This is a genomic window from Kitasatospora sp. NPDC018619, from assembly GCF_044391605.1.
In the GTDB taxonomy this organism is placed as follows: domain Bacteria; phylum Actinomycetota; class Actinomycetes; order Streptomycetales; family Streptomycetaceae; genus Kitasatospora.
On record NZ_JBISAI010000005.1, the window covers coordinates 104,178 to 126,394 of the forward strand.

Annotated in this window: 19 protein-coding genes; 6 read left to right on the plus strand and 13 right to left on the minus strand. The window is 74.8% G+C overall.

Annotation, left to right across the window (positions count from 1 at the left end):
• Positions 1-22: 22 nt before the first annotated feature.
• The 3 genes from ACH5AR_RS09665 (at position 23) to ACH5AR_RS09675 (ending at position 2,569) form a co-directional block, all read left to right on the plus strand.
• Positions 23-385: a DUF742 domain-containing protein gene (locus tag ACH5AR_RS09665; protein ID WP_396300818.1), complete on the plus strand. Its 363-nt coding sequence runs from the start codon at positions 23-25 to the stop codon at positions 383-385.
• Complete coding sequence (locus ACH5AR_RS09670) at positions 366-986, plus strand: GTP-binding protein (RefSeq protein ID WP_396300819.1); 621 nt, start codon at positions 366-368, stop codon at positions 984-986. Before ACH5AR_RS09665 ends, ACH5AR_RS09670 begins: the two co-directional genes overlap by 20 nt.
• A gap of 101 nt (positions 987-1,087) precedes the next feature.
• Complete coding sequence (locus ACH5AR_RS09675; protein WP_396300820.1) at positions 1,088-2,569, plus strand: cytochrome P450; 1,482 nt, start codon at positions 1,088-1,090, stop codon at positions 2,567-2,569.
• 58 nt (positions 2,570-2,627) lie between these two features.
• Here ACH5AR_RS09675 and ACH5AR_RS09680 read toward each other — a convergent pair whose 3' ends face one another.
• The 3 genes from ACH5AR_RS09680 to ACH5AR_RS09690 all read right to left on the minus strand — a co-directional run bounded on the left by ACH5AR_RS09680 (position 2,628) and on the right by ACH5AR_RS09690 (position 6,750).
• A complete protein-coding gene (locus tag ACH5AR_RS09680; RefSeq protein WP_396300821.1) occupies positions 2,628-4,262 on the minus strand; it encodes a purple acid phosphatase family protein in 1,635 nt (544 codons plus the stop codon).
• Positions 4,263-4,363: 101 nt separating this feature from the next.
• Positions 4,364-5,338 carry an SAM-dependent methyltransferase gene (locus tag ACH5AR_RS09685; RefSeq protein WP_396300822.1) on the minus strand — a complete coding sequence of 325 codons (975 nt, stop codon included), beginning with the start codon at positions 5,336-5,338 and terminating at the stop codon, positions 4,364-4,366.
• 59 nt (positions 5,339-5,397) lie between these two features.
• Complete coding sequence (locus ACH5AR_RS09690) at positions 5,398-6,750, minus strand: MFS transporter (protein WP_396300823.1); 1,353 nt, start codon at positions 6,748-6,750, stop codon at positions 5,398-5,400.
• Between the two features lie 144 nt (positions 6,751-6,894).
• Between ACH5AR_RS09690 and ACH5AR_RS09695 the strand changes: the two genes are divergently transcribed.
• Positions 6,895-8,490 carry an alpha/beta hydrolase gene (locus tag ACH5AR_RS09695; RefSeq protein ID WP_396300824.1) on the plus strand — a complete coding sequence of 532 codons (1,596 nt, stop codon included), beginning with the start codon at positions 6,895-6,897 and terminating at the stop codon, positions 8,488-8,490.
• Between the two features lie 206 nt (positions 8,491-8,696).
• On the opposite strand, the gene ACH5AR_RS09700 is transcribed toward ACH5AR_RS09695, so the two are convergent.
• On the minus strand, positions 8,697-9,089 hold the full coding sequence (locus ACH5AR_RS09700) for a ribonuclease domain-containing protein (RefSeq protein ID WP_396300825.1): 393 nt from the start codon (positions 9,087-9,089) through the stop codon (positions 8,697-8,699).
• Between the two features lie 113 nt (positions 9,090-9,202).
• Positions 9,203-10,273, minus strand: a complete 1,071-nt coding sequence (locus ACH5AR_RS09705) for a phosphatidylinositol-specific phospholipase C domain-containing protein (protein ID WP_396300826.1) — start codon at positions 10,271-10,273, stop codon at positions 9,203-9,205.
• Positions 10,274-10,564: 291 nt separating this feature from the next.
• On the opposite strand from ACH5AR_RS09705, the gene ACH5AR_RS09710 reads away from it, so the two are divergent.
• A complete protein-coding gene (locus tag ACH5AR_RS09710; protein ID WP_396300827.1) occupies positions 10,565-11,209 on the plus strand; it encodes a dihydrofolate reductase family protein in 645 nt (214 codons plus the stop codon).
• Between the two features lie 276 nt (positions 11,210-11,485).
• Here the strand turns inward: ACH5AR_RS09710 and ACH5AR_RS09715 are convergent, their stop codons facing one another.
• Together ACH5AR_RS09715 and ACH5AR_RS09720 are read right to left on the minus strand one after the other, a co-directional pair.
• The gene (locus ACH5AR_RS09715) at positions 11,486-12,364 is read right to left on the minus strand and encodes a geranyl diphosphate 2-C-methyltransferase (RefSeq protein WP_396300828.1); all 879 of its coding nucleotides are present in this window, start codon (positions 12,362-12,364) and stop codon (positions 11,486-11,488) included.
• 86 nt (positions 12,365-12,450) lie between these two features.
• The gene (locus ACH5AR_RS09720) at positions 12,451-13,767 is read right to left on the minus strand and encodes a family 2 encapsulin nanocompartment cargo protein terpene cyclase (protein WP_396300829.1); all 1,317 of its coding nucleotides are present in this window, start codon (positions 13,765-13,767) and stop codon (positions 12,451-12,453) included.
• A gap of 420 nt (positions 13,768-14,187) precedes the next feature.
• Between ACH5AR_RS09720 and ACH5AR_RS09725 the strand changes: the two genes are divergently transcribed.
• Positions 14,188-15,507 (plus strand): radical SAM protein, encoded by a 1,320-nt coding sequence (locus ACH5AR_RS09725; RefSeq protein ID WP_396300830.1) that lies wholly within the window; start codon positions 14,188-14,190, stop codon positions 15,505-15,507.
• Between the two features lie 126 nt (positions 15,508-15,633).
• On the opposite strand, the gene ACH5AR_RS09730 is transcribed toward ACH5AR_RS09725, so the two are convergent.
• The 6 genes from ACH5AR_RS09730 to ACH5AR_RS09755 all read right to left on the minus strand — a co-directional run bounded on the left by ACH5AR_RS09730 (position 15,634) and on the right by ACH5AR_RS09755 (position 22,215).
• Positions 15,634-16,437, minus strand: coding sequence for a thioesterase family protein (locus ACH5AR_RS09730; protein ID WP_396300831.1), 804 nt, complete (start codon positions 16,435-16,437; stop codon positions 15,634-15,636).
• Positions 16,438-16,590: 153 nt separating this feature from the next.
• Positions 16,591-17,568, minus strand: a complete 978-nt coding sequence (gene sph / locus ACH5AR_RS09735; RefSeq protein ID WP_396300832.1) for a sphingomyelin phosphodiesterase — start codon at positions 17,566-17,568, stop codon at positions 16,591-16,593.
• A 253-nt stretch (positions 17,569-17,821) separates the two neighbouring features.
• Positions 17,822-19,144 (minus strand): hypothetical protein, encoded by a 1,323-nt coding sequence (locus ACH5AR_RS09740; protein WP_396300833.1) that lies wholly within the window; start codon positions 19,142-19,144, stop codon positions 17,822-17,824.
• 198 nt (positions 19,145-19,342) lie between these two features.
• Positions 19,343-20,187, minus strand: a protein-coding gene (locus ACH5AR_RS09745; RefSeq protein WP_396300834.1) for an IS5 family transposase whose coding sequence is annotated in 2 segments (ribosomal slippage) — positions 19,343-19,830 and positions 19,830-20,187 — 846 coding nt in all. Because the reading frame shifts where the segments join, the coding sequence is not laid out codon by codon here.
• 36 nt (positions 20,188-20,223) lie between these two features.
• Positions 20,224-20,955, minus strand: a complete 732-nt coding sequence (locus ACH5AR_RS09750; RefSeq protein ID WP_396300835.1) for a dienelactone hydrolase family protein — start codon at positions 20,953-20,955, stop codon at positions 20,224-20,226.
• A 549-nt stretch (positions 20,956-21,504) separates the two neighbouring features.
• A complete protein-coding gene (locus ACH5AR_RS09755) occupies positions 21,505-22,215 on the minus strand; it encodes a ribonuclease H (RefSeq protein WP_396300836.1) in 711 nt (236 codons plus the stop codon).
• Between the last annotated feature and the right edge of the window lie 2 nt (positions 22,216-22,217).

The following is a 22,217-nucleotide window of genomic DNA, read 5'->3' on the forward strand; positions in this document are numbered from 1 at the left end:
ACGAGCACACCGAGGCGGTGGCATGACGGCCGAGCAGGGCGGCTGGGACGGCCCCGAGCCCGACCGGCTGTACGTCATCACCCGGGGCCGCTGCGGCCCCTCCGGGCCGGGGGTCTTCGACCTGGTCACCCTGGTCGTCTCCCACGCGGAGCCGACGCCCGCCCACCAGCCGGAGCACGCCGCGATCCTGCGGCTGTGCCGCTCCCCGCTCTCGGTCGCGGAGGTCTCCGCCTACCTGGGGCTGCCGGTCAGCGTGGTCACCGTGCTGCTGGCGGACCTGCTCGACGACGGGCTGATCGAGGCCCGCAGCGCCGCCGTGCCCAAGGCGGAACTCCCCGACCGTGCCCTGTTGGAGGCGGTGATCCATGGACTACAACGGCTCTGACACGGTCGTCGGGCCGGCCGGTGCGGACCTGCTCCCGGACACCGTCACCACGGCGGTCAAGGTGGTGGTCGTCGGCGGCTTCGGCGTCGGCAAGACCACGCTGGTCAGCGCGGTCAGCGAGATCCGCCCGCTGACCACCGAGGAGACCATGACCCAGGCCGGGGTCGGCGTGGACGACCCGACCGGGGTGGAGCAGAAGACCTCCACCACCGTGGCCATGGACTTCGGCCGGATCAGCATCAGCGACCGGCTCGTGCTGTACGTCTTCGGCACGCCCGGCCAGGAGCGGTTCTGGTTCCTCTGGAACGGCCTGTTCGAGGGCGCCCTCGGCGCGGTGGTGCTGGTGGACACCCGCCGGCTGGAGGTCAGCTTCGAGGTGATCGGGCGGCTGGAGGAGCGCGGCGTGCCCTTCGTGGTGGCCGTCAACGGCTTCCCGGAGGCGCCCTGCGTCCCGCTCGACGAGCTGCGGGGGGCGCTGGACCTGCCGCCCGACGTCCCGATCGTCAGCTGCGACGCCCGCAGCCGGGAGTCCAGCCGGGACACCCTGATGACCCTGATGCACTACCTGTACGAGCTGGCCGTACCGCCCTCCGGCGACTGACCGCACGGCCGTCCGCCCGGAGCCCGACGCCCGACCCCCGGGCCCCGGCGCAGCCCGTCGCCGACGCCCGTCACCGACCCCACCCGCGATCCGGAGACCCCGTGACCCCCCCGATCCCCGAACCCGCCGGCCCCCTGCCGGCCACCGCCCCGCCGCCCGGCTGCCCGGCCCACGCGGGCGGCGGCATCGCTCCGACCGGCCCCGGCGGCCTGCGCCGCCTGTACGGGCCGGAGGCCGAGGCCGACCCGGCGGCGCTGTACGACAAGCTGCGCGCCGAGCACGGCGAGGTGGCCCCGGTGCTGCTGCACGGCGACCACCCGGCCTGGCTGGTGCTCGGGCACGGCGCCAACATCACCGTGATGCGCACCCCGTCGCTGTTCTCCCGGGACTCGCGGCTGTGGAGCGCCTTCCGCAACAACGAGGTGCCGGCCGACTCGCCGCTGCTGCCGGTGGTCGCCTGGCAGCCGATCTGCGTGTTCGCGGACGGCGACGAGCACCGCCGGCTGCGCGGCGCCCTGCTGGACGGCCTGAACGGCTTCGACCGGCGCGGCATCCGCCGGCACGTGCGGCGCTTCACCACCGACCTCGTCCAGGTGGTCGGGCCGACCGGCCGGGCCGAGCTGATCTCCCAGTTCGCCGAGCACCTGCCGATGCTGGTGATGACCAAGCTGCTCGGCATGCCCGACGAGTACGGGCCGCAGCTGGTGACCGCCGCCCGGGACCTGATGAAGGGCACCGAGACGGCGATCGCCAGCAACGAGTACGTGGTCGCCGGTCTGCGCCGCACCATCGCCCTCAAGCGCGAAAACCCCGGCGACGACCTGACCAGCCGTCTGCTGGCGCACCCGGCCGGGCTGACCGAGGACGAGGTGATGGAGCACCTGCGGGTGGTGCTGCTGGCGGCGAACGAGACCACCGTCAACCTGATCGCCGACTCGCTGAAGATGGTGCTCACCGACCCGCGCTTCCGCGCCCACCTCTCCGGCGGCCAGATGACCCTGGGCGAGGCGCTGGACCAGGTGCTCTGGGACTCCCCGCCGATGTCCCTGGTGGCCGGCCGGTGGGCGACCGCCGACACCGAGCTCGGCGGGCAGCGGATCCGGGCCGGGGACCTGCTGCTGCTCGGGCTCGCGGCGGGCAACGTCGACCCGGTGGTCCGGCCGGACCTGACGGCCCCGCTGTACGGCAACCGCTCCCACCTGTCCTTCGGCGCCGGGCCGCACGAGTGCCCCGGCCAGGACATCGGGCGGCACGTCGCCGAGGCCGGGATCGACATCCTGCTCACCCTGCTGCCGGACGTCCGGCTCGCGGTGCCCGAGGAGGAGCTGGTCTGGACCTCGGCCTGGATCTCCCGGCACCTGACGGCGCTGCCGGTGGAGTTCACCGCCCGCGACATCGAGCCGGACCCGGTGTCGGTCGCGGAGGCGGAGCTGGCGGAGGCCGAGGCAGCCCGGGCCGGGACGGCGGCGGAGCAGACGGTGCCGCCCGCCCGCAGCGCCGGGGCGTCCGGGGCCGCCGCGCCGAGTGTCCCGGCGCAGCGGCGCGGCTGGTGGGACGCGCTCACCCGGCTGTTCCGCGCCTGAGCGGGCCTGGGACCCGGACGGGCCTCGGCGCGGCGGCCGACCGGCGGCCGACGGGCGGTCAGCCGTCGCGTCCGTCGGTCCGGCGCCGGTAGAGGGTGAAGGCGTCCACCGGGGTGAGGTCCCCGTGCGGCCCGTCGAAGGTGTAGTAGGTGACCTTCATCGTGGTGGTGCCCCCGCGGCGGTCGCCCGGGTCGACCTCGAAGGCCGCGAAGCCGTGGGGGTGCTCGCGGTCCTGGACGGCGGCCCAGGGCGCGTCCTCGGTGACCCAGACCGACTCCCGGTACGGCATTCCGGGCTTCTGGTCCTCCAGTCCGACGACCACCCGGCCCTTGGGCTGCCGGAAGAGGTCGTCCTGGGTGGTGGCGGCGTTGCCGCCGGCGCCGATGACCATGTGGACGGTGCCCCGCCCGGTGTCGACCAGGTCGGTGCGGGTGTCGGTCGGCACCGGGGTGCGGGTGTCGTTGGGCAGGGTGCCGCGGACGGGGTGGGAGCGCTCGTAGTAGTGCTCGTGGCCGCACAGCACCAGGTCGACCCCGTAGGCGTCGAACAGCGGGCCCCACGCCTCGCGCAGGCCGAGGTCGCTGCCGGAGCCGTGCATCGAGCTGGAGATCATCGGGTGGTGCATGCAGACCACGATCCAGTCGATCGACCGGCTGTTCCGGGCCGCCCGCAGCTCCCGCTCCAGCCAGCGCCGTTGGGCGCCGCCGGAGAACCCGCGCAGGTAGTTGTCGCCGGAGTTCTGGATCGCCTCGTCGTCGTTGGCGAGGCTGATGAAGCGCACCGAGCCGACGGTGAAGGCGTACCACAGGCCGCGGGTCTCCTGGTCGGAGGAGGCCGAGGAGTCGGGGAGGGTGAAGTACGCCTGGTAGCCGAGCGCGCCGACCGGGCCGTTGCCGCCCTCGTTCTCGTGGTTGCCGACGCAGGGCATCCAGGGCCGCAGCCGGGTGGACCGGCTGTTGCCGATGAACCAGTCGGCCCAGGTCGCGGTGCGGCTCTGGCCGTGGCGGCCGGCGTAGGAGGAGTAGCAGAGGTCCCCGTTGACCAGGTTGAACAGCGGCCCGACGCGTTCCACGGCGGCGACGATGTCGGCGGCGGCCGGGGTGCCCACCTGGCTGCTCATGTACACCGGGTACTTGCCGAGCGGGGAGGACATGCCGTCGGGGAAGGCGATCCGGCGGCGGAGGTTGGGCGCGCCCTGGTCGCCGAAGCTGGTGAAGGTGAAGGGGGCGCGGCCGCGCGGGGCGGTGGTGAAGGTGCCGGTCTCGGGGGTGGCCCCGTCGTGCCCGGCGCTGTAGAGGTAGCTGGTGCCCGGGCGCAGTCCGGTGAGCCGGGCGTGGTGGACGTACACCTCGGTGCGGTCCAGGGAGTCCCGGTAGGTGCGGGTCTCGGCCTGGACGACCCGGCCGAGGCCGCCGTCCGGTGAGCCGTACCGCACCTGGGGGCGGCGCACCGACTGCGGGGTGAGCCAGGAGACGGTCATCTCCGTGCCGGCGTCGGTGCCGAACTGGAGGTGGAGCCCGGTCACGGAGGCCGTGCCCGCGCGGTGCGGGGTGGTCTGCAGCAGCGGGCTGGTGGGGGCTTCGTCGGCCGGTCCGGCGGCCGCGGCCTGCGCGGCCGCCGTCGGGCCCGCGGCCACCAGGGCGGCGCCGGCCGCCGAGGTGCCCTTGAGGATGGACCTGCGTGCAAGGGTCATGAGGACTCCGCCTGTCGAGTGGGGGGTTCGACGGGCTGTCACTTTAATGACATGTACGCGCAAGTACGATCGTTTTCGCGGAATCGGGCCCGCGGGCTCCGCTACGCCTTGCGGCCGACACCCCCGTACACGCCGACCGTGCCCTCGCCGGCGACCTCCCCGGAGCCCTCCGTCGGCTCCGGATGCCAGCGGTCGACCAGGACCACCCCCGGCTCGTCCAACTCCAGCCCGGCGAAGAAGCGTTCGACGCGCTCGCGCGAGCGGAGGTGGATGGAGATCCCGGCCTCCGCGTACCGGCGGGTGGCGGTCTCCGCGCGCTCCGGGGCGACGTCCGCCGCCCCGGCGGACAGCGCGAGGAAACTGCCCGCGGGCAGCGCGTCCAGCAGCTTGCGCACCGGCGGGTGGGCGGCCTCGTCGGAGAGGAAGTGGACGATGTTGACGAGTGTCAGGGCGACGGGCTCGCGCAGGTCCAGGGTGGCGGCCACCCCCGGGTCGGCGAGGAACCGCTCCGGCTCGCGCAGGTCGCCCTGGACGTAGGCGGTCCGGCCCTCGGGGGTGCTGGTGAGCAGCGCCCGCGAGTGGGCGAGCACGATCGGGTCGTTGTCGACGTAGACCACCCGGCAGGCCGGGTCGACGGCCTGGACGACCTCGTGCAGGTTGGGCGCGGTCGGGATGCCGGTGCCGACGTCCAGGAACTGCCGGACGCCGTGCACCCGGGCGAGCCGGCGGACCATCCGGTGCATCACGGCCCGGGCCGCGGCGACGTCCTCGCGCACGCCGGGCAGCTCGGCGAGGACGCGGTCGCCGACCTCGCGGTCGGCCGGGAAGTTGGTCTTGCCGCCGAGCAGGTAGTCGTAGACCCGCGCGGAGTGCGCCCGGTCGGTGCGCAGGTCCACCTGCGGCGGGTCCTCGAAGCCGGGCTCGGTGAGCCAGCTCTCCGACACCCGGCCCTCCGGCTCGTGGTCGTCCGGCTCGCGGGCCTCCGGGGCCCGGTCGTCCAAGGCCTCGTCGGCCGGCCGCCCGGCGGCCGGTGCGGTGGTGCCCGGTGTGTCGGCACCCGATGCGTCGGTGGCCACGCTCGTCCTCCCCGTTCAGCAGTGGTCCGGACCACTCAACCACAGCCGATGACTGCCCGTCAGGCGGTTCCCGGTGTCCGCCGAACCGATCCCTCCGCCTCCCGGACGGCCTCGGCGAAGGCGGGCACCTTCACCGCCGTCACCAGCGCGAGCGCGGGCCCGGCCGTGCAGAGCGTGACGTACACCGGGATCACGCCCAGCCAGTGGCGGTCCCCCAGCCACTCGGCCAGCAGCGGGAAGGTCCCGCCGAACGCCGCGATGGTGGCCGCGTTGACCACGCCGAGGCCGACCGCCCGCACCTCGGTCGGGAAGAGCAGGCCGGTGAAGACGTTGAGCGTGCCGAGCACCGTGGCCACCAGCATCCCCAGCACCACCGCCGCGGCCTGGAACGGCAGCCAGCCCTGGCGCAGCCCGGCGAGCACCACCCCGACCAGCGGGATCGGCAGGACGAAGGCGATCCGGGTGACCGGCAGCAGGCCGAAGCGGTCGGCGGCGGCGCCGGTGAGCAGCATGGTGGCCAGCACCACGCCGAGGACCACGGTCATGAAGGAGGCCGCCTCCTCCTTGCCGATCACGTGGTAGGCGGCGGCGTACTGCGGCAGGTAGACCAGCGCGAAGTAGTAACCGACCGTCCCGCCCAGGGTGTTGAGGAAGACGGTGAGCACCGCCCAGCGGTGCTCGCGCAGGGTGCGCAGGAACGGCGGACGGGCGGCGCGGCCGGAGCGCTGCCGGGCCCGGTGGAACTCCGCGCTCTCCGGCGCCCACCGCCGCACCCAGACGGCGGCCAGCCCGAGCAGCCCGGCGACCACGAAGCCCCAGCGCCAACCGCCGTTCTCCAGGCCGGACTTTCCGAGGGTGTGGACCAGCAGGGCGAGCACGCCGAAGGAGAGCAGCGAGCCGAGGATGATCCCGCCGTAGGAGACGGAGCTGAACGCGAAGCGGTGCCGGCGCGGGGCGGTCTCGGTGACGTACGCGGCGACGCTCGGCGCCTCCCCGCCGAAGGCGAGGCCCTGCACCACCCGGGCGAGCACCGCCAGCACCGCCGCCCAGGCCCCGATGCTCCGCTGGCCCGGCACGGCGGCGATGCCGAGGCTGGCGGCGGCGATCACCGCCATGCCGAGGCTGAGCGCGAAGCGCCGTCCCCGGGTGTCGCTGAGCCGGCCGATCAGGTAGGAGCCGACCGGCCGGGCGACGAAGCCCACCGCGAAGGCGGCGTACGCGCCGAGGACCCCGCTGACGCCGTGCCTGCCGTGCCCGAAGAGGTCCGCCGCGAAGTACGGCGCGAGCACGGCGTAGACGTTCCAGTCGAAGGACTCCACCACCGAGCCGACCGTCGCCGCGGCCAACTCCCGCCGCCGGCCGCCGGTTTCCGTCCGGTCGCGGAGCGCGGCCACCGCGCTGCTGTCTGTCATGAGCCCAGCATGGCACCGGGCGGCGCCGCGTGGAATCACCCGCGCGCGGCCCGGAGGGCGCCTCCCGGCGCTGCGAGCGGAGCAGTCTGAGAATCCCATGTGACTGATGTGACAGGCGGGTGATATTCCTGTGCCGTGCATTCCATGATCCCCAGGACCCCGCGGCGCGCCCTGCCCGCCGCCGCCGCAGCCCTCGCCACCGCCGCCGTGCTGGCGGGCTGCACCAGCGGGGGCGGCACCGCCGCCGCGCCCGCCACCTCGGCCGCCGCGCCGAGCAACGCCCCGGCGCCGACCCCGACGCCCAAGCCCACCGGCGCCGCCGACCCGGCCCTCAAGGCCTTCTACGGCCAGCAACTCGCCTGGGGGCCCTGCCAGAAGGACCCGCAGAACACGGAGGACGTCTCCGCCCTGCAGTGCACCACCCTCAAGGTGCCGCTGGACTACGCCGCCCCCGACGCCGGCACCCTGGACGTCGCCGTGGTCCGCAACCCGGCCACCAAGGCCGACCAGCGGATCGGCTCGCTGCTGATCAACCCCGGCGGCCCGGGCGGCTCCGGGGTCGGCATGGTCACCTCCGACCCCAAGCGCTTCGACGGCCCGGTGCACGACCGCTACGACATCGTCGGCTTCGATCCGCGCGGCACCGCCGGCACCAGCCCGCTCAACTGCCTGGACGACCGCACCCGGGACGACTGGCTGACCACCGACCAGCCCGCCGCCGACCACGGCAAGCAGCTGGCCGACGCCTGCCAGGCCAAGTACGCCCAGCTCCTGCCCTTCGTCAGCACCCGCAACAGCGCCCGGGACATGGACGTGCTGCGCGGCGCCCTCGGCGACCAGAAGCTCAGCTACCTCGGCCTGTCCTACGGCACCTACCTGGGCTCGCTGTACGCCGAGGAGTTCCCGGACCGGGTCGGCCGGGTCGTCCTGGACGGCGCCACCTCGGCCTCCACCCCGCTGGTCCAGCACAACATCGAGCAGCAGGGCGGCTTCGAGCGGGCCCTCAAGGCCTTCGCCGCGGACTGCGTCACCAAGGATGCCTGCTCGCTCGGCAAGGACCCCGAGCAGGCGCCGCAGAAGCTCGCCGCCTTCCTCGACGGGCTCAAGGACAAGCCGCTCAGGACCGAGAAGGGCCGCACCCTGACGTCCAGCGCGGCCTGGACGGGCGTGCTCAGCCGGCTCTACGGCGGCGAGAAGGCCTGGGCCGGCCTGCGCAACTCCATCGGCTGGGCGATGGTGCGCGGCAAGGGCGACTACCTGCTGGACCTCGCCGACGGCTACAACGGCCGCGACAAGGACGGCAGGTACCACTCGTCGGCGGACGCCTACACGGCCATCCACTGCGCCGACGGCGCCACCGACGCCCCGGCCGGCGAGCAGTTGCAGGCCGCGCTGACCGACCTCGCCGCCAAGGCCCCGCTGGTCAGCAGGCACGACCCGCTGGCCGCGCTGTTCGACCCGGACTGCCGGATCTGGCCCACCGCCTCGACCGAGAAGCCGCACGCGATCAGGAACACCGCCACCGCCCCGATCGTGGTCGTCGGCACCACCGGCGACCCGGCCACGCCGTACGCCTGGGCCGAGAAGCTCACCGCCGAGCTCGGCAACGCCGTCCTGGTCACCCGCGAGGGCGAGGGCCACACCGGATACGGCGCGAGCAAGTGCGTGCGCGCCTCGGTGGACGCCTTCCTGCTGGACGGCACCGTCCCGGCCGCGGGCGTGCGCTGCCCGACGGACTGACCGCGGGACCACCGCAGGACGGCGGCGCCGGGCCCCCACGGGCCCGGCGCCGCCGCCGTGGTCCGGGAGCCGCCCGGTGCCCTGCGCGCGCCGCCGGGCGCGGCCGCGGGCCCCGGCGCAGGGTGCGGCCACGGGCCCCGGCGCAGGGCGCGGCCACGGGCCCCGGCGCAGGGTGCGCGCCGGGGCCCGGTCGGGAGGCGGCCGGGTCAGCAGCCGAAGTCGACCTTGCGGAAGGTCACGTAGTGGTCGGCGGTGTAGTAGTCCTCGTGGTACTGCTTGCCGGTGACGATGCGACGGGCGCCGCGGGTCGGCGAGCCCGGGGTGACGACGGTGTACTCGTGGTAGTAGCCGGACGTCCGGGCGGGCAGCACGCCCTCCTGGTTCCGGAAGACGACGCCGTCCTGGCTGTACGGGAAGGGACCGCCGGAGGCGATCAGGTCCAGGGTGGTGTGGGCCTGCGAGGGCAGGGCGGACAGGCACACCGAGCCGCTCACCGCGGCGTGCGCCTCGGTGGCGACGGCGATCGGCGCGAGGGTCACCAGGGCGACGGCGGCGGTGGCGGCGACGCGGGTCTTCCACGCGCGTAGAGTTCGGGTCATGACAACCAGGATGGCCGCCGCCCGGAGCCACCGGAAGCCCCGTTCCAACTCTTCACCTCCGCTCAACTCGGCGTACTCCCGCCTGACGTGACCTGGTCGGCGGCCCTACGGGCTCAGCCGCGCGGCAGCACCAGCGACTGCACCGCGGGGAGCTTGCGCCAGTCACTGGAGACGATGCTCGCGTGCGCCTTCGCCAGCTGCTCGGTGCGGGCCCGGGCCTGCTCGGCGGTCGGGTCGGTGGCGCTGATCTCCGGGGCGACGAGGTGGGAGTCCGTCATCACCAGCAGGTAGTGGGCGTTGTCGTACCAGGCGGTGTCGATGGTCCGGACGTAGGTGGAGGCGTCGCCGTCGAAGACCACGAACCAGGGCCGGATCGAGGCGTCCGCGCCGGTGTACCGGCCGCGCGGGTCGCCGGTGGCGGCGCCGAGCACGGACGGGAAGACCTGCGCCCGGCCGATCCGGCCGGCCGCCGCGAGGTCCCGCAGGTGCCGGCCCTGCTCGACGTCGGTGTGCAGGGTGTCGAAGGGGTTGCCCAACTCGAAGGTGCCGGGGATCGCGTACAGCAGGACCTTGCCCGCCAGCGCCGCCCGGCTCGGCCAGTTGCCCGCCCGCACGGCCTCGTCGACGCTCGCGAACGAGCCGCCGCCGGGCCTGGCCAGCAGGTCGGCCGGGCGCAGCACGGCGGAGCCCAGGTGGTCGGCGATCAGCGCGTCCAGCTCGTCCGGGCCCATCCCGAGGTCGGCCGAGTAGCCCGGCTTGAGCTCCAGCTTGACCACCAGCGGCCCGGCCCCCGGGTGCGCGGCGAGCCAGACCCGGACGTCGTCCAGGCAGCCCTCCAGGTTCTGGTCGGTGCTGCCGCCGTAGAGCTGCGCGGGGGTGCTCGCGGCGGTGCAGTTGTTGGAGTTGCCGAACGGGTCGGAGTGGCTGACCTGCCACTGCTTGGTGATGACGTTCGGCCAGATGTCCAGCTCGATCATCCCGGTGCCGGTGTCCAGGCCCTGGGCGAGGTACGGGAAGGCCGCCGGGTCGTAGGTGTTGTGGATGCCGACGGTGGTCGCGGAGCCGAGCGGCAGGCCGCCCGTCCCGCCCGTGGCGGCGTCCGCCGGGGCGGTCGGGGCCAGCGCCGCCGCGGCGGCGATCAGGCCCGCGGCGAGGAATCCGGTCAGGGTGCGGCGTACGGTCATCGGAACGGTCCCCCCAGGTCGTGGGATGCCGGCCGCCCTGCTTCCGGGCAGCCTGACGAAGCATCGCCCACCCGGGCGTGCTGGGGATGAAGAAGGCACGACAACAGCATGACGGCTGCACCGCATCTCCCCCGCTCCGCTCCCCTCCCTCCCCCCGGCCCGCACGCGTCCCGCCCGCCACGCCGAAAGCGGTGGCGGAGCGTCAGGGCGTCGGCGCCCCGGGTTAGCGTGGCCCGCGGGCGGGGCGCGGCCGACCGGTGCGCGCCGAGGCGCCGAGCGGCGGAGGAAGCGATGTCCCTGGTCCGGGTCCACAACTTCTCGATCTCCCTGGACGGCTACGGCACGGGCGAGGGGCAGAGCCTCGACGCGCCGTTCGGCCACGCCGCCCACCGGCTGCACGAGTGGTTCTTCGCGACCCGGACGTTCCGGCGGATGAGCGGCCAGGAGGGCGGCGAGACCGGCGTGGACGACGCGATGGCGCGCGCCTGGGGCGACGGCATCGGCGCGGAGATCATGGGCCGCAACAAGTTCGGGCCGCAGCGCGGCCCCTGGCAGGACGAGGACTGGCGGGGCTGGTGGGGGCCGAACCCGCCGTTCCACACCCCGGTCTTCGTGCTCACCCACCACCCGCGCCCCTCGCTGGAGATGGAGGGCGGGACGGTCTTCCACTTCCTCGACGCCTCCCCGGAGGAGGCGCTGCGCCGGGCCCGGGAGGCGGCCGGCGGCCTGGACGTGCGGATCGGCGGCGGCCCCCGGACCGTCCGGGACTTCCTGCTGGCCGATCTGGTCGACCACCTGCACGTGGTCGTGGTGCCGCTGCTGCTCGGCCGGGGCGAGCGGCTCTGGGACGGGCTGGAAGGGCTGGAACAGCGCTTCCGCACCGAGGCGGTGACCAGTCCGAGCGGCGTCACCCACCTCACGTTCACCCGGCCGTAGCGCCGCACCGACGACGGCGGCGGGCGCCCCCCCCCGGGGGGGGGGGGGGGCCCCCGCGGGGCCCCCCCCCCCCCCCCCCGGCCCGGGCCCCCCCCCCCCCCCCCCCCGCCCCCCCCCCCCCCGGCCGGGGGGGCCGCGGGCGGGGGCCCCCCCCCCCCCCGCCCCCCCGGCGGCGCCCCCCCCCCCCCGCGGGGGGGGCCCCCCCCCGGGGGGGGGGGGGGGCCCCCCCCCGCCGTGCTGCCCGGCCCACCGGCCCGGAGCCGGGCCGCTACCTGGTCAGACCCGGTCCGCCGCGATCAGCACGTACTGGAAGGAGCCGTCCTTGTAGGACTCGATGAACGCCTCCTCGATGCCCGTCACCAGCGAGGTGGTGTTCCGCAGCTCCCAGTACGGCAGGGTGTCCGGGGTCAGGTCGATGACGGCCTGCGGCACCAGGCGGTTGTCGGCCATCGCCCGCAGGTACTCGCGGCGGGAGTGGATGTTGCACTCGAAGTGGGCGTTGATCTGCGAGACCCACTTCGACGGCTGGCCGTAGCGCGGGTTCCAGCAGCCGGTGATGGTGACGTACCGGCCCCCGACGCTCAGCACCCGGGCGTGCTCGGCGAACAGGTCGTGCAGGTCGACGTACATGCTGGACTCGTTGTTCCAGGAGCCCGCGACCGTGCCGGTCCCGACGGGCATGTCCAGCATGTTGGCGACCCGGGAGCGGACGAAGTCCGCGATGCCCAGCTCGGCGGCGCGCTTGTTGCCGAAGTCGGCCTGCTGGGTGGAGAGGGTCAGGCCCTCGACCCGGCAGCCGAAGCGCTGGTGGGCCATCACCATCGAGCCGCCGCGGCCGCAGCCGGCGTCGACCAGGGTGTGGTCGGCGCGGATGTCCCCGAGGTGGTCCAGCAGCACGTCGGCCTGGGCGGACTCCAGGCGGTGCAGCTCGGCGATCACCTTCTTCTCGCGCTCGCTGTCGGCCGGGTCCCCGATCGCGGCCTGGTCGATCTCGCCGATGCCGTAGTGGTGGTGGTAGAGGCCGTCGACGTCACCCAGGCGGAGGTTGACCGGCCGCGCCTCGTGGTCCCAGTAGCGCGCGATGTCGCCCTGGTACGGAGTCGCCGGGCCGGGGATGGCGTTGCCGGGGGTGGTGATGTCGTCGGTCACGGACATGGGTCAGCTCCTAGCGGGTGGTCAACGTGTCGGTCATCGGGAGTGGTGCGCCGCGCCGGCGGCGGGTGCCGCCGAAGGAGGCGGCGTCACCAGAAGTCGGGCAGGGTGTAGCGGTAGGTGTTGGTCTGGTGCCAGTAGTGGTTGCCGTCGACCCACGCGGCCACGCCGCGCAGGAACCGTACGAGCGTGGGGACGGGGCAGGCCACTGCCAGCGCCGCCGCCTCGGCCTCGAAGGCCAGCATCAGCTCGTTGTGGACCTCGACCGCCTTCAGGTAGCCCTCCTTGCGGGGGACGCCCTCGCGCTCGGAGATCACCACCGGCAGGTTCAGGTGCAGTCCGGGGCTGTCCAGCTCCTTCATGTACGAGTACAGGTCGTTGACGATGGTGGTCGCGTTGGAGGCCAGGGCGATGACCCGCTGCATCGCGGGCAGCGCGTGCAGCTCGGCGGGCAGCTCGTAGCCGCCGACGGTGTCCGTGATCGTCGGGCAGGGGCGGAAGTTGTTGAACTGGCGCATGGCCAGGTACTCCCACACCTCCGGGACGTGGTCCGCCTGGTCCCAGGCGGCCTCGGCCAGGTACCCGAGGTGCAGCCGCGCCATGTCGTGCCGGAAGCGGTCCGACTGGGAGGGCGTGGCGGCCCGGGTGAAGTACCCCATCGCCGAGCGGTAGGCGCGCCGGGGCGCGTCCGAGGACAGCGAGTCCTCCCAGGCCGGGTGGTACTCCGCGGTGGTGTGCAGCGGGTCGAGCGCGGTGTGGGCGAGCAGCAGGCGGCTGCCCAGGCCGATCGGCGAGCCGCCGAAGTCCTCGCAGTAGCAGTCGTCCACCGCGTTCTCGGCCACCATCAGGCGGGCCGCGAGCATCAGGTGGTCGACGCTCGGCGCGTCCGGGTGGCAGGCCACCATGTAGCGACCGGTGGAGAAGCCGTCGAAGTCCTTCTCCCAGTCCGGCGGGTAGAGCTCGATCTCCTCCATCGCCCAGACCTTGACCCTCTCGCTGAGCTCCGCCACCCGTACCGGGTCGGGCTCGGCGATCGGGTGGTGGTACAGGCCCGGGATCGGGTCGCCGGGCCGGGGCTTGCCGCCGCTCGGCGCCTCGGCGGCGCCTCCGACGCCGACCGGGGCCTGGGCGGGCGCGGCCGGGACGGGCAGGACGTGGGCGGAGGGCGGGCGGAAGCCGGGGGTGGCCGCCGCGGTGGCGGCCGCGGCCTCCGGCAGCCCGGGCGCCGCGGGCGCGGGCACCCGTACCTCGGGCACCCGCGCCTGGGGCGCCTGCGCCGCGGCCCCCGCGGCCGGGGCCACGGGCACCGGGGCGGCGGCCTCCGGCTCCTGGGGCCGGAACCGCAGCCCGGAGGTGCCCAGGCCGCTGGGCCCGCCCAGGATCCGGTCGATCGCCGGGGTGCTCATGGGCCCACCGCCGGGACGGTGACGGGCCCGGACGGTGTCGCCGGTCTGGCACGCAGGGGCATGGAGCCTCCTCTGGAAGGGGTCGCACAATATGACGGTCCGTCAGTCCGCCCGCCGGGAACGGGAACTCCGGCTTCCGCCCCCGTCCCGCTCGGTCACCACCGTAGGGGCGAAGGAGCGTTCCGCATCGCAACGGACGATCTTCCTCACCCGATAGGGTGAACGTTTGTGCTGACGGCGTTTGGTGCGCCGAGGTCGTGCATCGATCGGCCCGCGCAGGGAGGTCCCACCCGCGCTCCCCACCCGGGCCGCCTCCGCCGGGCCGTCCCCCCGCCGGGCCCCGGTGCGCGGGCGCGCGCGTAAGGGGGACGAGAATGGGCGGGGCGCCGTGAGGACGGGGCCAGGAAGGAAGACCAGCCCATGGAGAGCCAGGCCCGCAGCCGCACCGCCCTCGTCGAGGAGCTCATGGAGCGCTATCCCGACGTGCCCCGGGAGGCGGTGATCAAGGAGGACCTGCTGCGCGGCGGCATGGCCTTCGACGAGTCGGCCCTCAGCGGCAGCGCCGACGGGAGCGGCGAGGTCAAGCCGAAGTCGTACTTCATCTTCTCCTTCGACCACCGCACCCTGCCCGAGCTGGGCGCCGCCGCGCTCAACCGGCCCCCGGAGGAGGTCGTGCTGACCGGCGGGCCGTACGGGCTGCGCCGCACGGTGGTGTCGGTGCGGGTGAACCCGGACTCGCCGTACCGGGTCGGCGCGGGCGAGGACGGCACGCTGGGCCTCTACCTGGACGGTGCGCGGATCGCCGACGTCGGCCTGCCGCCGATGCCGGACTACTACCGGCACACGCTGGCCAACGGGAAGTCCGTGATGGAGGTCGCCCCGACCATCCAGTGGGGCTACCTGATCTACCTCACGGTGTTCCGGGTCTGCCAGTACTTCGGCGCCAAGGAGGAGTGCCAGTACTGCGACATCAACCACAACTGGCGCCAGCACAAGGCCGCCGGCCGCCCGTACACCGGGGTCAAGCCGGTCGAGGAGGTGCTGGAGGCGCTGGCGCTGATCGACGAGCACGACACCGCCCGCGCCTCGCAGGCGTACACCCTCACCGGCGGGGCGATCACCTCGCACGTCGGCGGCCGGGACGAGGCCGACTTCTACGGGCAGTACGCCAAGGCCATCGAGGAGCGCTTCCCCGGCCGCTGGATCGGCAAGGTGGTGGCCCAGGCGCTGCCGCGCGAGGACGTCCAGCGCTTCCACGACTACGGCGTGCGGATCTACCACCCCAACTTCGAGGTGTGGGACAGGCGGCTGTTCGAGCTCTACTGCCCGGGCAAGGAGCGCTACGTCGGGCGGGACGAGTGGCACCGCCGGATCCTCGACTCCACCGAGGTGTTCGGCCCGGAGAACGTCATCCCCAACTTCGTCGCGGGTGTGGAGATGGCCGGGCCCTTCGGCTTCACCACGGTGGACGAGGCGATCGCCTCCACCGAGGAGGGCCTGCGCTTCTTCATGTCGCACGGGGTGGTGCCGCGCTTCACCACGTGGTGCCCCGAGCCCACCACCCCGCTGGGCAAGGCCAACCCGCAGGGCGCGCCGCTGGAGTACCACATCCGGCTGCTGCGGACCTACCGGGCGACCCTGGAGGAGTTCGGCCTCTCCTCCCCGCCCGGCTACGGCCCGGCGGGGCCGGGCAACGCGGTGTTCTCGGTCAGCTCCTTCATGGACTCGCTGACCGGCTGAGCCCCCCTGCCCCCACCCGTCCGGCGCCGCCGCCCGCCCCCCCGTACCGCCGGGGGCGCGCGGGGCGCCGGCGGTACGGGGGGGGCGGGCGGCGAAGGGGCGCGCGCGTCGGTGGCGCCGGCTCCGTCAGCTCCCGCCCAGCGGGCGGACGGTGAGGATCTGCTCGGCCCGGCCCAGCGGCCCGTGGACGTCGTGGAGCACGGAGCTGGTGACGCCGTGCCCGGCCGGCCCGAAGCTGACGCTGGTGTCCAGGCCCGTCCAGCGGCCCTCGGGGCGGCGGTGGAAGTGGATCGTCAGGTCGGTGTTGGGGAACATCCACGCGGTGGGGTCCTGCCGCACCGCGATGCCGTTGGCGGTGTCCACCAGGGCGACGAAGGCGGCGTGCGGGCCGCTGGGCTCCCCGGCGACCAGCTCGACCGGCGTGGTGATCCAGGCGGCGGCCCGGCCCGGGGCGACCGCCCGGCGGCGGACGTCGATCGAGGCGATGTAGCCCCCGCCCCAGACCCCGCGCATCGTCCAGGGCTCGAACTCCTCGGGCGCGGGCAGCGGCTCGTCGTGGGTGCCGGCGACGGCCGTGGTGTCCAGCTCGGCGAGGAACCAGGCGCGCGCCCGCACCACGGCGCGCCCGCCGATCGCCACGGTGGCCTCGACCAGCTCGATGGTGCGCCCGGGGCGGACGGTCTCCACCGTGATCTCGAACTCCTCCAGCGCGATCAGGCCGAGTATGTCGTAGCTGATCCGGGCCAGCGCCAGGCCGTCGGCCGGGCGCCCGGCCCGGTGGCGGTCGACGGCGTGCACGATCAGGCCGCCGAGCGGGCTGAAGTGCTGCTCGTCGGGGTGCCAGGCGCCCTGCGCCTGGAGGGTCGGCTTGTAGGTGTGCTCGCCGGTGCGCTGGTAGTAGCTGTCGGGCGCGGCGGTGGGGGTGGTCACGTGCGCTTCTCCTCGGGCCGGATCGCTGGCTGCCGGGCGGGCGCCGCCGTGGTACGACGGCGCCCGGCCTCGGCGTTCAGGATCGTAAGGGGCCGAACCGCCGGTGCGGCGCCACGCGTGACGCATCCCACACCCGCGCCGGCCCCGGGGCCGTCAGTGCGCGGCGAGCGGGTAGTGGTCGGAGAGGTCGGTGTAGGTGTAGCTCTTGCCCCAACTGCTCACCGTCCAGGGCGCGCTGTGCACCCGGAGCACCTCGTTGGCGTACTGCTGCGGGCGGGCGTGGTCGGCCCGGTAGAGGACGTAGTCGAGGTCCTCCCGGGGCTCGCCGGGGTAGCGGTAGGCGGCGACGGAGTTGTCGACGGTGTCGAAGGAGTACGGCCAGCCGGTGCGCGCGGAGGCCGGGGCGAGGTTGCCGTTGGTCAGCAGCGCCTGGTACTCGGAGCCGTGCGAGTCGATGTTGAGGTCCCCCGCGAGCAGCACCGGCTCGTCGGCCGGGATCCGCTTGGCGTCCAGGAAGGAGCGCATCGCGGTGAGCTGCCTGGCCCGGATGTCCGCCGCCTGCCCGCTCGCGCAGCCCGAGTCGGTGGACTGGAGGTGGGTGCCGACCACGTGGGTGCGGCGGCCGTTCACGTCCAGCACCGCGTAGACGAAGCCCTTGTTGGAGAACCAGTCGGAGCCGCAGGCGTCCTTGTAGACGTACTGCTCCTTGCGCAGGATCGGCCACTTGCTGAGCAGGGTGACGCCGCCGTCCTCCGGGGTGGCGGAGCTGTAGCTGCCGGAGGTGGCGTCCCAGCCGCTGGACGAGCGGCCGACCACCGGGGTGTGGTACGGGTAGGCGGCCGAGGCCTTGGCGACGAGTGCGTCGGAGGCGGCGTTGTCGAAGGCCTCCTCCAGCACGACCACGTCGTGGCCCTGGAAGAAGTCCGCCGAGGCGATGGCCTGCGCCCGGTACTGCTGGCCCCAGTTCGGGTAGAGGTTGGTGCTCATCAGGAACGTGTTGTACGTCAGCACGTCCAGCGGAGGCGCGGTCGTCGGGGCGCTGTCGGCCGAGGCCGGGGCGGCGCCGAGCACGGCGAGGACGGTCGCGGCGGCACCGGCGGCGAGGGCGCGGCGGACGGTCGACAGGGGCATCGGAGCTCCGTGGCGTTGTCGTGGACCCGTCGGGTCGAGGGATGTTGTGTATCCAACTCGGCCCGCGGCACGGCCCGCAAGACTCCGGGCGAGCATTGGGTGAACTCGTCGGTAACACAGCCGCCGCCCGCCCGGGGCCCCTGAGGCCGCGTCGGACGGCTTCCGGGCGGACGGCTTCCGGGCGGACGGCTTCCGGGCGGACGGCTTCCGGGCGGCCGCGGCGGCCGAGCCCCGCCGCTGCGGCGCCTACCGGTCAGCGGGGCGGCAGGTAGCGCACCAGGACGTCGGCGCGGGTGCCCTCCAGGGCGCCGTAGAGCAGGGTGGTCCCGAACGCGTCCACGGCTGGCTGGGGGGACGGGCCCACGCCCTCGGCGACCGGCTCGACCAGACCGGTCCGCAGGTCCCGCCGGAAGACGGCCGGGAGGGCGCCCGCGCCGGGGACGAGGCCCGCGTCGTCGGAGGCGAAGTAGACCCAGCGGTCGTCCATCGTCATGACGGCCGGGTGGGTGCCGACCGGGGCCACCTCGGTGACCTCCCCGGTGCGCAGGTCGCGGGCGCGGAGCGCGACCCGGCTGCCCTCCGGGACGGGCTCGAACACCCGGTACAGCGCGTACCGCCCGTCGGGGCTCACCCGGCCCTGGCGGGCGGCGTCGCGCAGGGCGCCGCCCGGGTCGGTGCTCGCGCCCTCGATCCGGCCGGTGCGGTCGTCGTAGACGTAGAGCGGGAACAGCTGGCGGGCGGGCGGCGGCTTCGGGGCGCTCGAAGCGGTCGGCGTGTCCGAAGCCGCCGGGGCCGCCGGGGCCGCCGGGGCTGTCGGGGCTGTCGGGCCGGGCGCCGGCAGCAGGTTGGCCGCCTTCGACCGGAAGGCGACGGTCCGGCCGTCGGCGCTGAGCGAGGGCTCCACCGAGCCGCCGTCGGCGGGGACACCGCCCTGCCCGGTGGTGACCAGCCGGGTGGTGCCCGCCCGGCGGTCCGTCAGGTAGATGTTGGCGGTGCCGGTCCGCGCCCCCGGGGCGAGGTCGGTGCGGTCCGAGGAGTAGGCCACGAAGCGGCCGTCGGCGCTGATCGCCGGGGCGACGGAGTTCCCGACGCCGCTGCCCGCGGTGAGCAGCTCGGTGCGGCCGGTGCGGCGGTCGCGGAGGTAGACGTCGGTGCGCCCGGCCCCGTGCCCGGGGACGGCGTTGGCGGCGTCGCTGGTGAAGGCGACGTACCGGCCGTCGGCGCTGATCGCCGCCTGGCTGCTGGAGCCGTCCAGCTGGGTGCCGTCGTCGGCGAGGCTGACCCGCTCGGTGTGCCGCGTCCACAGGTCGCGGACGAAGACGTCGTAGAGGCGGTTGGTGTCGCCGGGCACGAGGTTCGAGGCCAGCGAGGTGAACAGGGCGTAGCGGCCGTCGGCGCTCAGCCCGAGCGGCTCGGACCAGTCGTCGGCGGGCGCGCCGTCGGGGCTCACGTTCACCCGTACCGTGCCGCCGCCCGCAGGCGCGGGCACGGGCCGGGCCTGGGCCGCCGGTGCCGCGGCGCCCGCCAGCAGTGCGGCCGCCAGGGCGCACGCCGCCCGTACCGTCGTCGTCCTCATGGGTTCCCCTCCCCTTCGCCCCCGTCGCTCCCCGTCCCTTCGGCCGAGCCAACCGTCCGGTCGTGCCCACGGTCAACCCGGCCTCCCCGACACGGACACCTTCTCGCCAACTCCCGCACACAGGCGGAACGCACCGCCCCCGTGCGGCCGCGGCGGCCCCGGCTCCCGGGTCGGAACACCTAGGCGGTTTCGTTTGGATCATCGAGCGGACCAGAGGAAGATGCCTGCGATGTGGAGCCCGGCCAGGTAGATGGTCGCGGTCTTCTCATAGCGGGTGGCGATGCCCCGCCACTGCTTGAGGCGGTTGATGCGACGCTCAACGGTGTTCCGCTGCTTGTAGGTCTCACGGTCGAAGGCGGGCGGCCCGCCTCCACGGCTGCCGCGTCGCAGCCGGTGGGCCCGCTGGTCCGCCGGAACGGGAACCACCGTCCGGATGCCCCGCCTGCGCAGATGGTCGCGGATGGCACGCGAGGAGTACGCCTTGTCGGCCAGGACGACGTCCGGCCGGGTTCGGGGCCGCCCCCGCGGCCGGGGAACACGCAGGCGGGCCGTCACGGCGGTGAAAGCGGGTGCGTCGCCGACCCGGCCCGCGGTGGGGACGAACGCCGGCGGGCGGCACCGGCCGTCCGCTGCCAGGTGGATCTTCGTGGTCGGTCCGCCGCGGGACCGCCCGATCGCGTGGCCGTCCGGTTCTCGGACCGGGGCCCCCTTTGGCGGGCCCCGGCCGCATGCCGGTGTGCGCGCACGACCGTGGAGTCCACCGAGACCGCCCGGTCCAGGTCCTCGCCGGCGTCGGCCTGGGCCATCAGCGCGACGAACACCCGCTCCCGGGTCCCATCGACGGCCCGCATCCGGAGCCGGTTGTAAACGCCCCGCCGGTTGCCGTACCTCTCCGGCAGGTGCACCCACTGCGAGCCGGTCCGGAACTTGAAGGCGATCGCGTCGATCACCTCACGGTGGTCACGCCACCGGCCACCACGCCTCGGCGTCCGGTCCGGCAGCAACGGCTCGATCCGCGCCCACTGCGCGTCAGTCAACGGCACACCAGACCAACGAGTAGGTGATCCAAACGAAACTGCCTAGCCCTCCGCGGGCAGCGGCAGGCACTCGGCGAGCACACCGAGGAGGTCCTGCCAGGCCCGCCGGGCGTGCTCGGGGTGGTACCCGACTCCGGGGAGCACGGCGTGGTCGACGGTCGGGTGGTGGAAGGCGTGCTGGGCGCCGCCGTAGACCACCAGGCGCCAGTCGACCCCGGCGGCCTGCATCTCGGCGGCGAAGGCGTCCCGCTGCGCGGCGGCCATGATCGGGTCCTCCGACCCGACCCCGGCCCAGACCGGGCAGTGGATCCGGGCCGCCTCGCCCGGGCGGCCCGTGACCAGCCCGTTGACCGTGGCGATCGCCCGCAGGTCGACGCCGGCGCGCCCGAGTTCCAGCGCGATCGCGCCGCCGGTCCCGTAGCCGACGGCGGCGATCCGCCCGCGGTCTGTCCGCGGCTCGGCGCGCAGCACACCGAGGGCGGCGTAGCCGATGTCCCGCATCCGGTCGGGGTCGTCGAGCAGGGGCAGGACACGTGCCAGCATCTCCTGCGGGTCGCTGAACCAGTGCCCGCCGTGGAGGTCGAAGGCCAGGGCCACGTAGCCCAGTTCGGCGAGGGCATCGGCCCGGCGGCGCATCACGTCGCTCAGGCCTGGGCCCTCGGGCCCGAGCAGGACGGCCGGCCGCGGGCCGGTGCCGGCGGGCAGCGCGAGGTGGCCGATCATCGTCATTCCGTCGGCCGGGTACTCGACCGTGCGTGTGGTGACCGTCGTCATGGACCGGACTCTAGTGACGGCCGGCCCCGCTCGGGCCGGACTTAGCCGTCGGCAGAGCGGTCGGCCCGCACGGCTGCCCCGGGCGTCCGGATGGTGCGCGGCGGCGGCCCGGGTCCACCACCAGGCCAGGCGGGTACGGGCACCCGCCCGACGGGCGTCGCGGAACCCGGCCCGGGCACGGCCGTCAGGCATGGGCAGCGGCGCACTCCGAGGCGCGGTCCACACCCCGACGCGCGGGCCGCCCGCACGGTCCGGACCCGGGCGCCCGGATGGTGCACGGCGACGGCCCGGGTCCACCACCAGGCCAGGCGGGTACGGGCACCCGCCCGACGGGCGTCGCGGAACCCGGCCCGGGCACGGCCGTCAGGCATGGGCAGCGGCGCACCCGAGGCGCGGTCCACACCCCGACGCGCGGGCCGCCCGCACGGTCCGGGCCCGGGCGTCCGGATGGTGCCCTGCGACGGCCCGGGTCCACCGCCGGGCCGGGCGGCCGGACGGGTACGGGCAGCCGCCCGGCGGGCGTCGCGGAACCCGGCCCGGGCGCGGCCGTCAGGCGTGGGCAGCGGCGCACTCCGGGTGGCCCCAGGAGCCGCCGACCTTGGTGATCTTGTCGCCCTTGGCGTACGGGCGGCTGCACGGGCAGGTGCCGGGGAAGCGGGCGTTCAGGGTGCGCGAGCCGCCGGCCCGCTTGGCGGCGCCGGCGGAGGACGCGGAGGCGGAGCCGGAGGCCGGGCGGGCGCCGCGCGCCCTGGGCACCTTGGTGGCGGCGGCCGGGTCGGGCACGGGCAGGTCGGCGGCGGTGCCGGAGGCGTCCTGCTGGGTGCGGGCGGCGTCGCTGGCCGCCTTGTCGGCGATCGCGTTCAGCCGGTCGCCGTCCACCTGGTGGGCCGGCACGTAGACGAAGGTGACGTCCCGGCCCTCCAGCAGGGCGTCGATCGCCTGGATCAGCTCCTGGTTGGCGACCGGCTTGCCGGCCGCCGTCTTCCAGCCGTTGCGCTTCCAGCCCTTGAGCCACTTGGTCACCGAGTCGCGGGTGTAGGTGCTGTCCAGCCGCACCTCCAGCGGCACCGCCGGGTCCGTGGCGGCGAGCAGCTGCCGCAGCGCCGTCAGCTCGCCCACGTTGTTGGTGCTGTGCCCGAGCGCACCCGCCTGCCAGCGCTGGGGCGCCCCGGCGGCGTCCGCGACCACGTAGGCCCAGCCTGCCGGACCGGGGTTGCCCTTGGCTGCTCCGTCACACGCTGCAATGACTCGTTCGACCATGC

What these genes read in the sequence shown, in the direction of transcription:
- ACH5AR_RS09715 (WP_396300828.1), bottom strand. Translation starts at nt 12,364, where the DNA reads ATGTCCGTGACCGACGACATCACCACCCCCGGCAACGCCATCCCCGGC.
- ACH5AR_RS09755 (WP_396300836.1), bottom strand. Translation starts at nt 22,215, where the DNA reads ATGGTCGAACGAGTCATTGCAGCGTGTGACGGAGCAGCCAAGGGCAAC.
- ACH5AR_RS09725 (WP_396300830.1), top strand. Translation starts at nt 14,188, where the DNA reads ATGGAGAGCCAGGCCCGCAGCCGCACCGCCCTCGTCGAGGAGCTCATG.
- ACH5AR_RS09690 (WP_396300823.1), bottom strand. Translation starts at nt 6,750, where the DNA reads ATGACAGACAGCAGCGCGGTGGCCGCGCTCCGCGACCGGACGGAAACC.
- ACH5AR_RS09670 (WP_396300819.1), top strand. Translation starts at nt 366, where the DNA reads ATGGACTACAACGGCTCTGACACGGTCGTCGGGCCGGCCGGTGCGGAC.
- ACH5AR_RS09740 (WP_396300833.1), bottom strand. Translation starts at nt 19,144, where the DNA reads ATGAGGACGACGACGGTACGGGCGGCGTGCGCCCTGGCGGCCGCACTG.
- ACH5AR_RS09750 (WP_396300835.1), bottom strand. Translation starts at nt 20,955, where the DNA reads ATGACGACGGTCACCACACGCACGGTCGAGTACCCGGCCGACGGAATG.
- ACH5AR_RS09705 (WP_396300826.1), bottom strand. Translation starts at nt 10,273, where the DNA reads ATGACCGTACGCCGCACCCTGACCGGATTCCTCGCCGCGGGCCTGATC.
- ACH5AR_RS09710 (WP_396300827.1), top strand. Translation starts at nt 10,565, where the DNA reads ATGTCCCTGGTCCGGGTCCACAACTTCTCGATCTCCCTGGACGGCTAC.
- ACH5AR_RS09680 (WP_396300821.1), bottom strand. Translation starts at nt 4,262, where the DNA reads ATGACCCTTGCACGCAGGTCCATCCTCAAGGGCACCTCGGCGGCCGGC.
- ACH5AR_RS09665 (WP_396300818.1), top strand. Translation starts at nt 23, where the DNA reads ATGACGGCCGAGCAGGGCGGCTGGGACGGCCCCGAGCCCGACCGGCTG.
- sph (WP_396300832.1), bottom strand. Translation starts at nt 17,568, where the DNA reads ATGCCCCTGTCGACCGTCCGCCGCGCCCTCGCCGCCGGTGCCGCCGCG.
- ACH5AR_RS09700 (WP_396300825.1), bottom strand. Translation starts at nt 9,089, where the DNA reads ATGACCCGAACTCTACGCGCGTGGAAGACCCGCGTCGCCGCCACCGCC.
- ACH5AR_RS09720 (WP_396300829.1), bottom strand. Translation starts at nt 13,767, where the DNA reads ATGAGCACCCCGGCGATCGACCGGATCCTGGGCGGGCCCAGCGGCCTG.
- ACH5AR_RS09695 (WP_396300824.1), top strand. Translation starts at nt 6,895, where the DNA reads ATGATCCCCAGGACCCCGCGGCGCGCCCTGCCCGCCGCCGCCGCAGCC.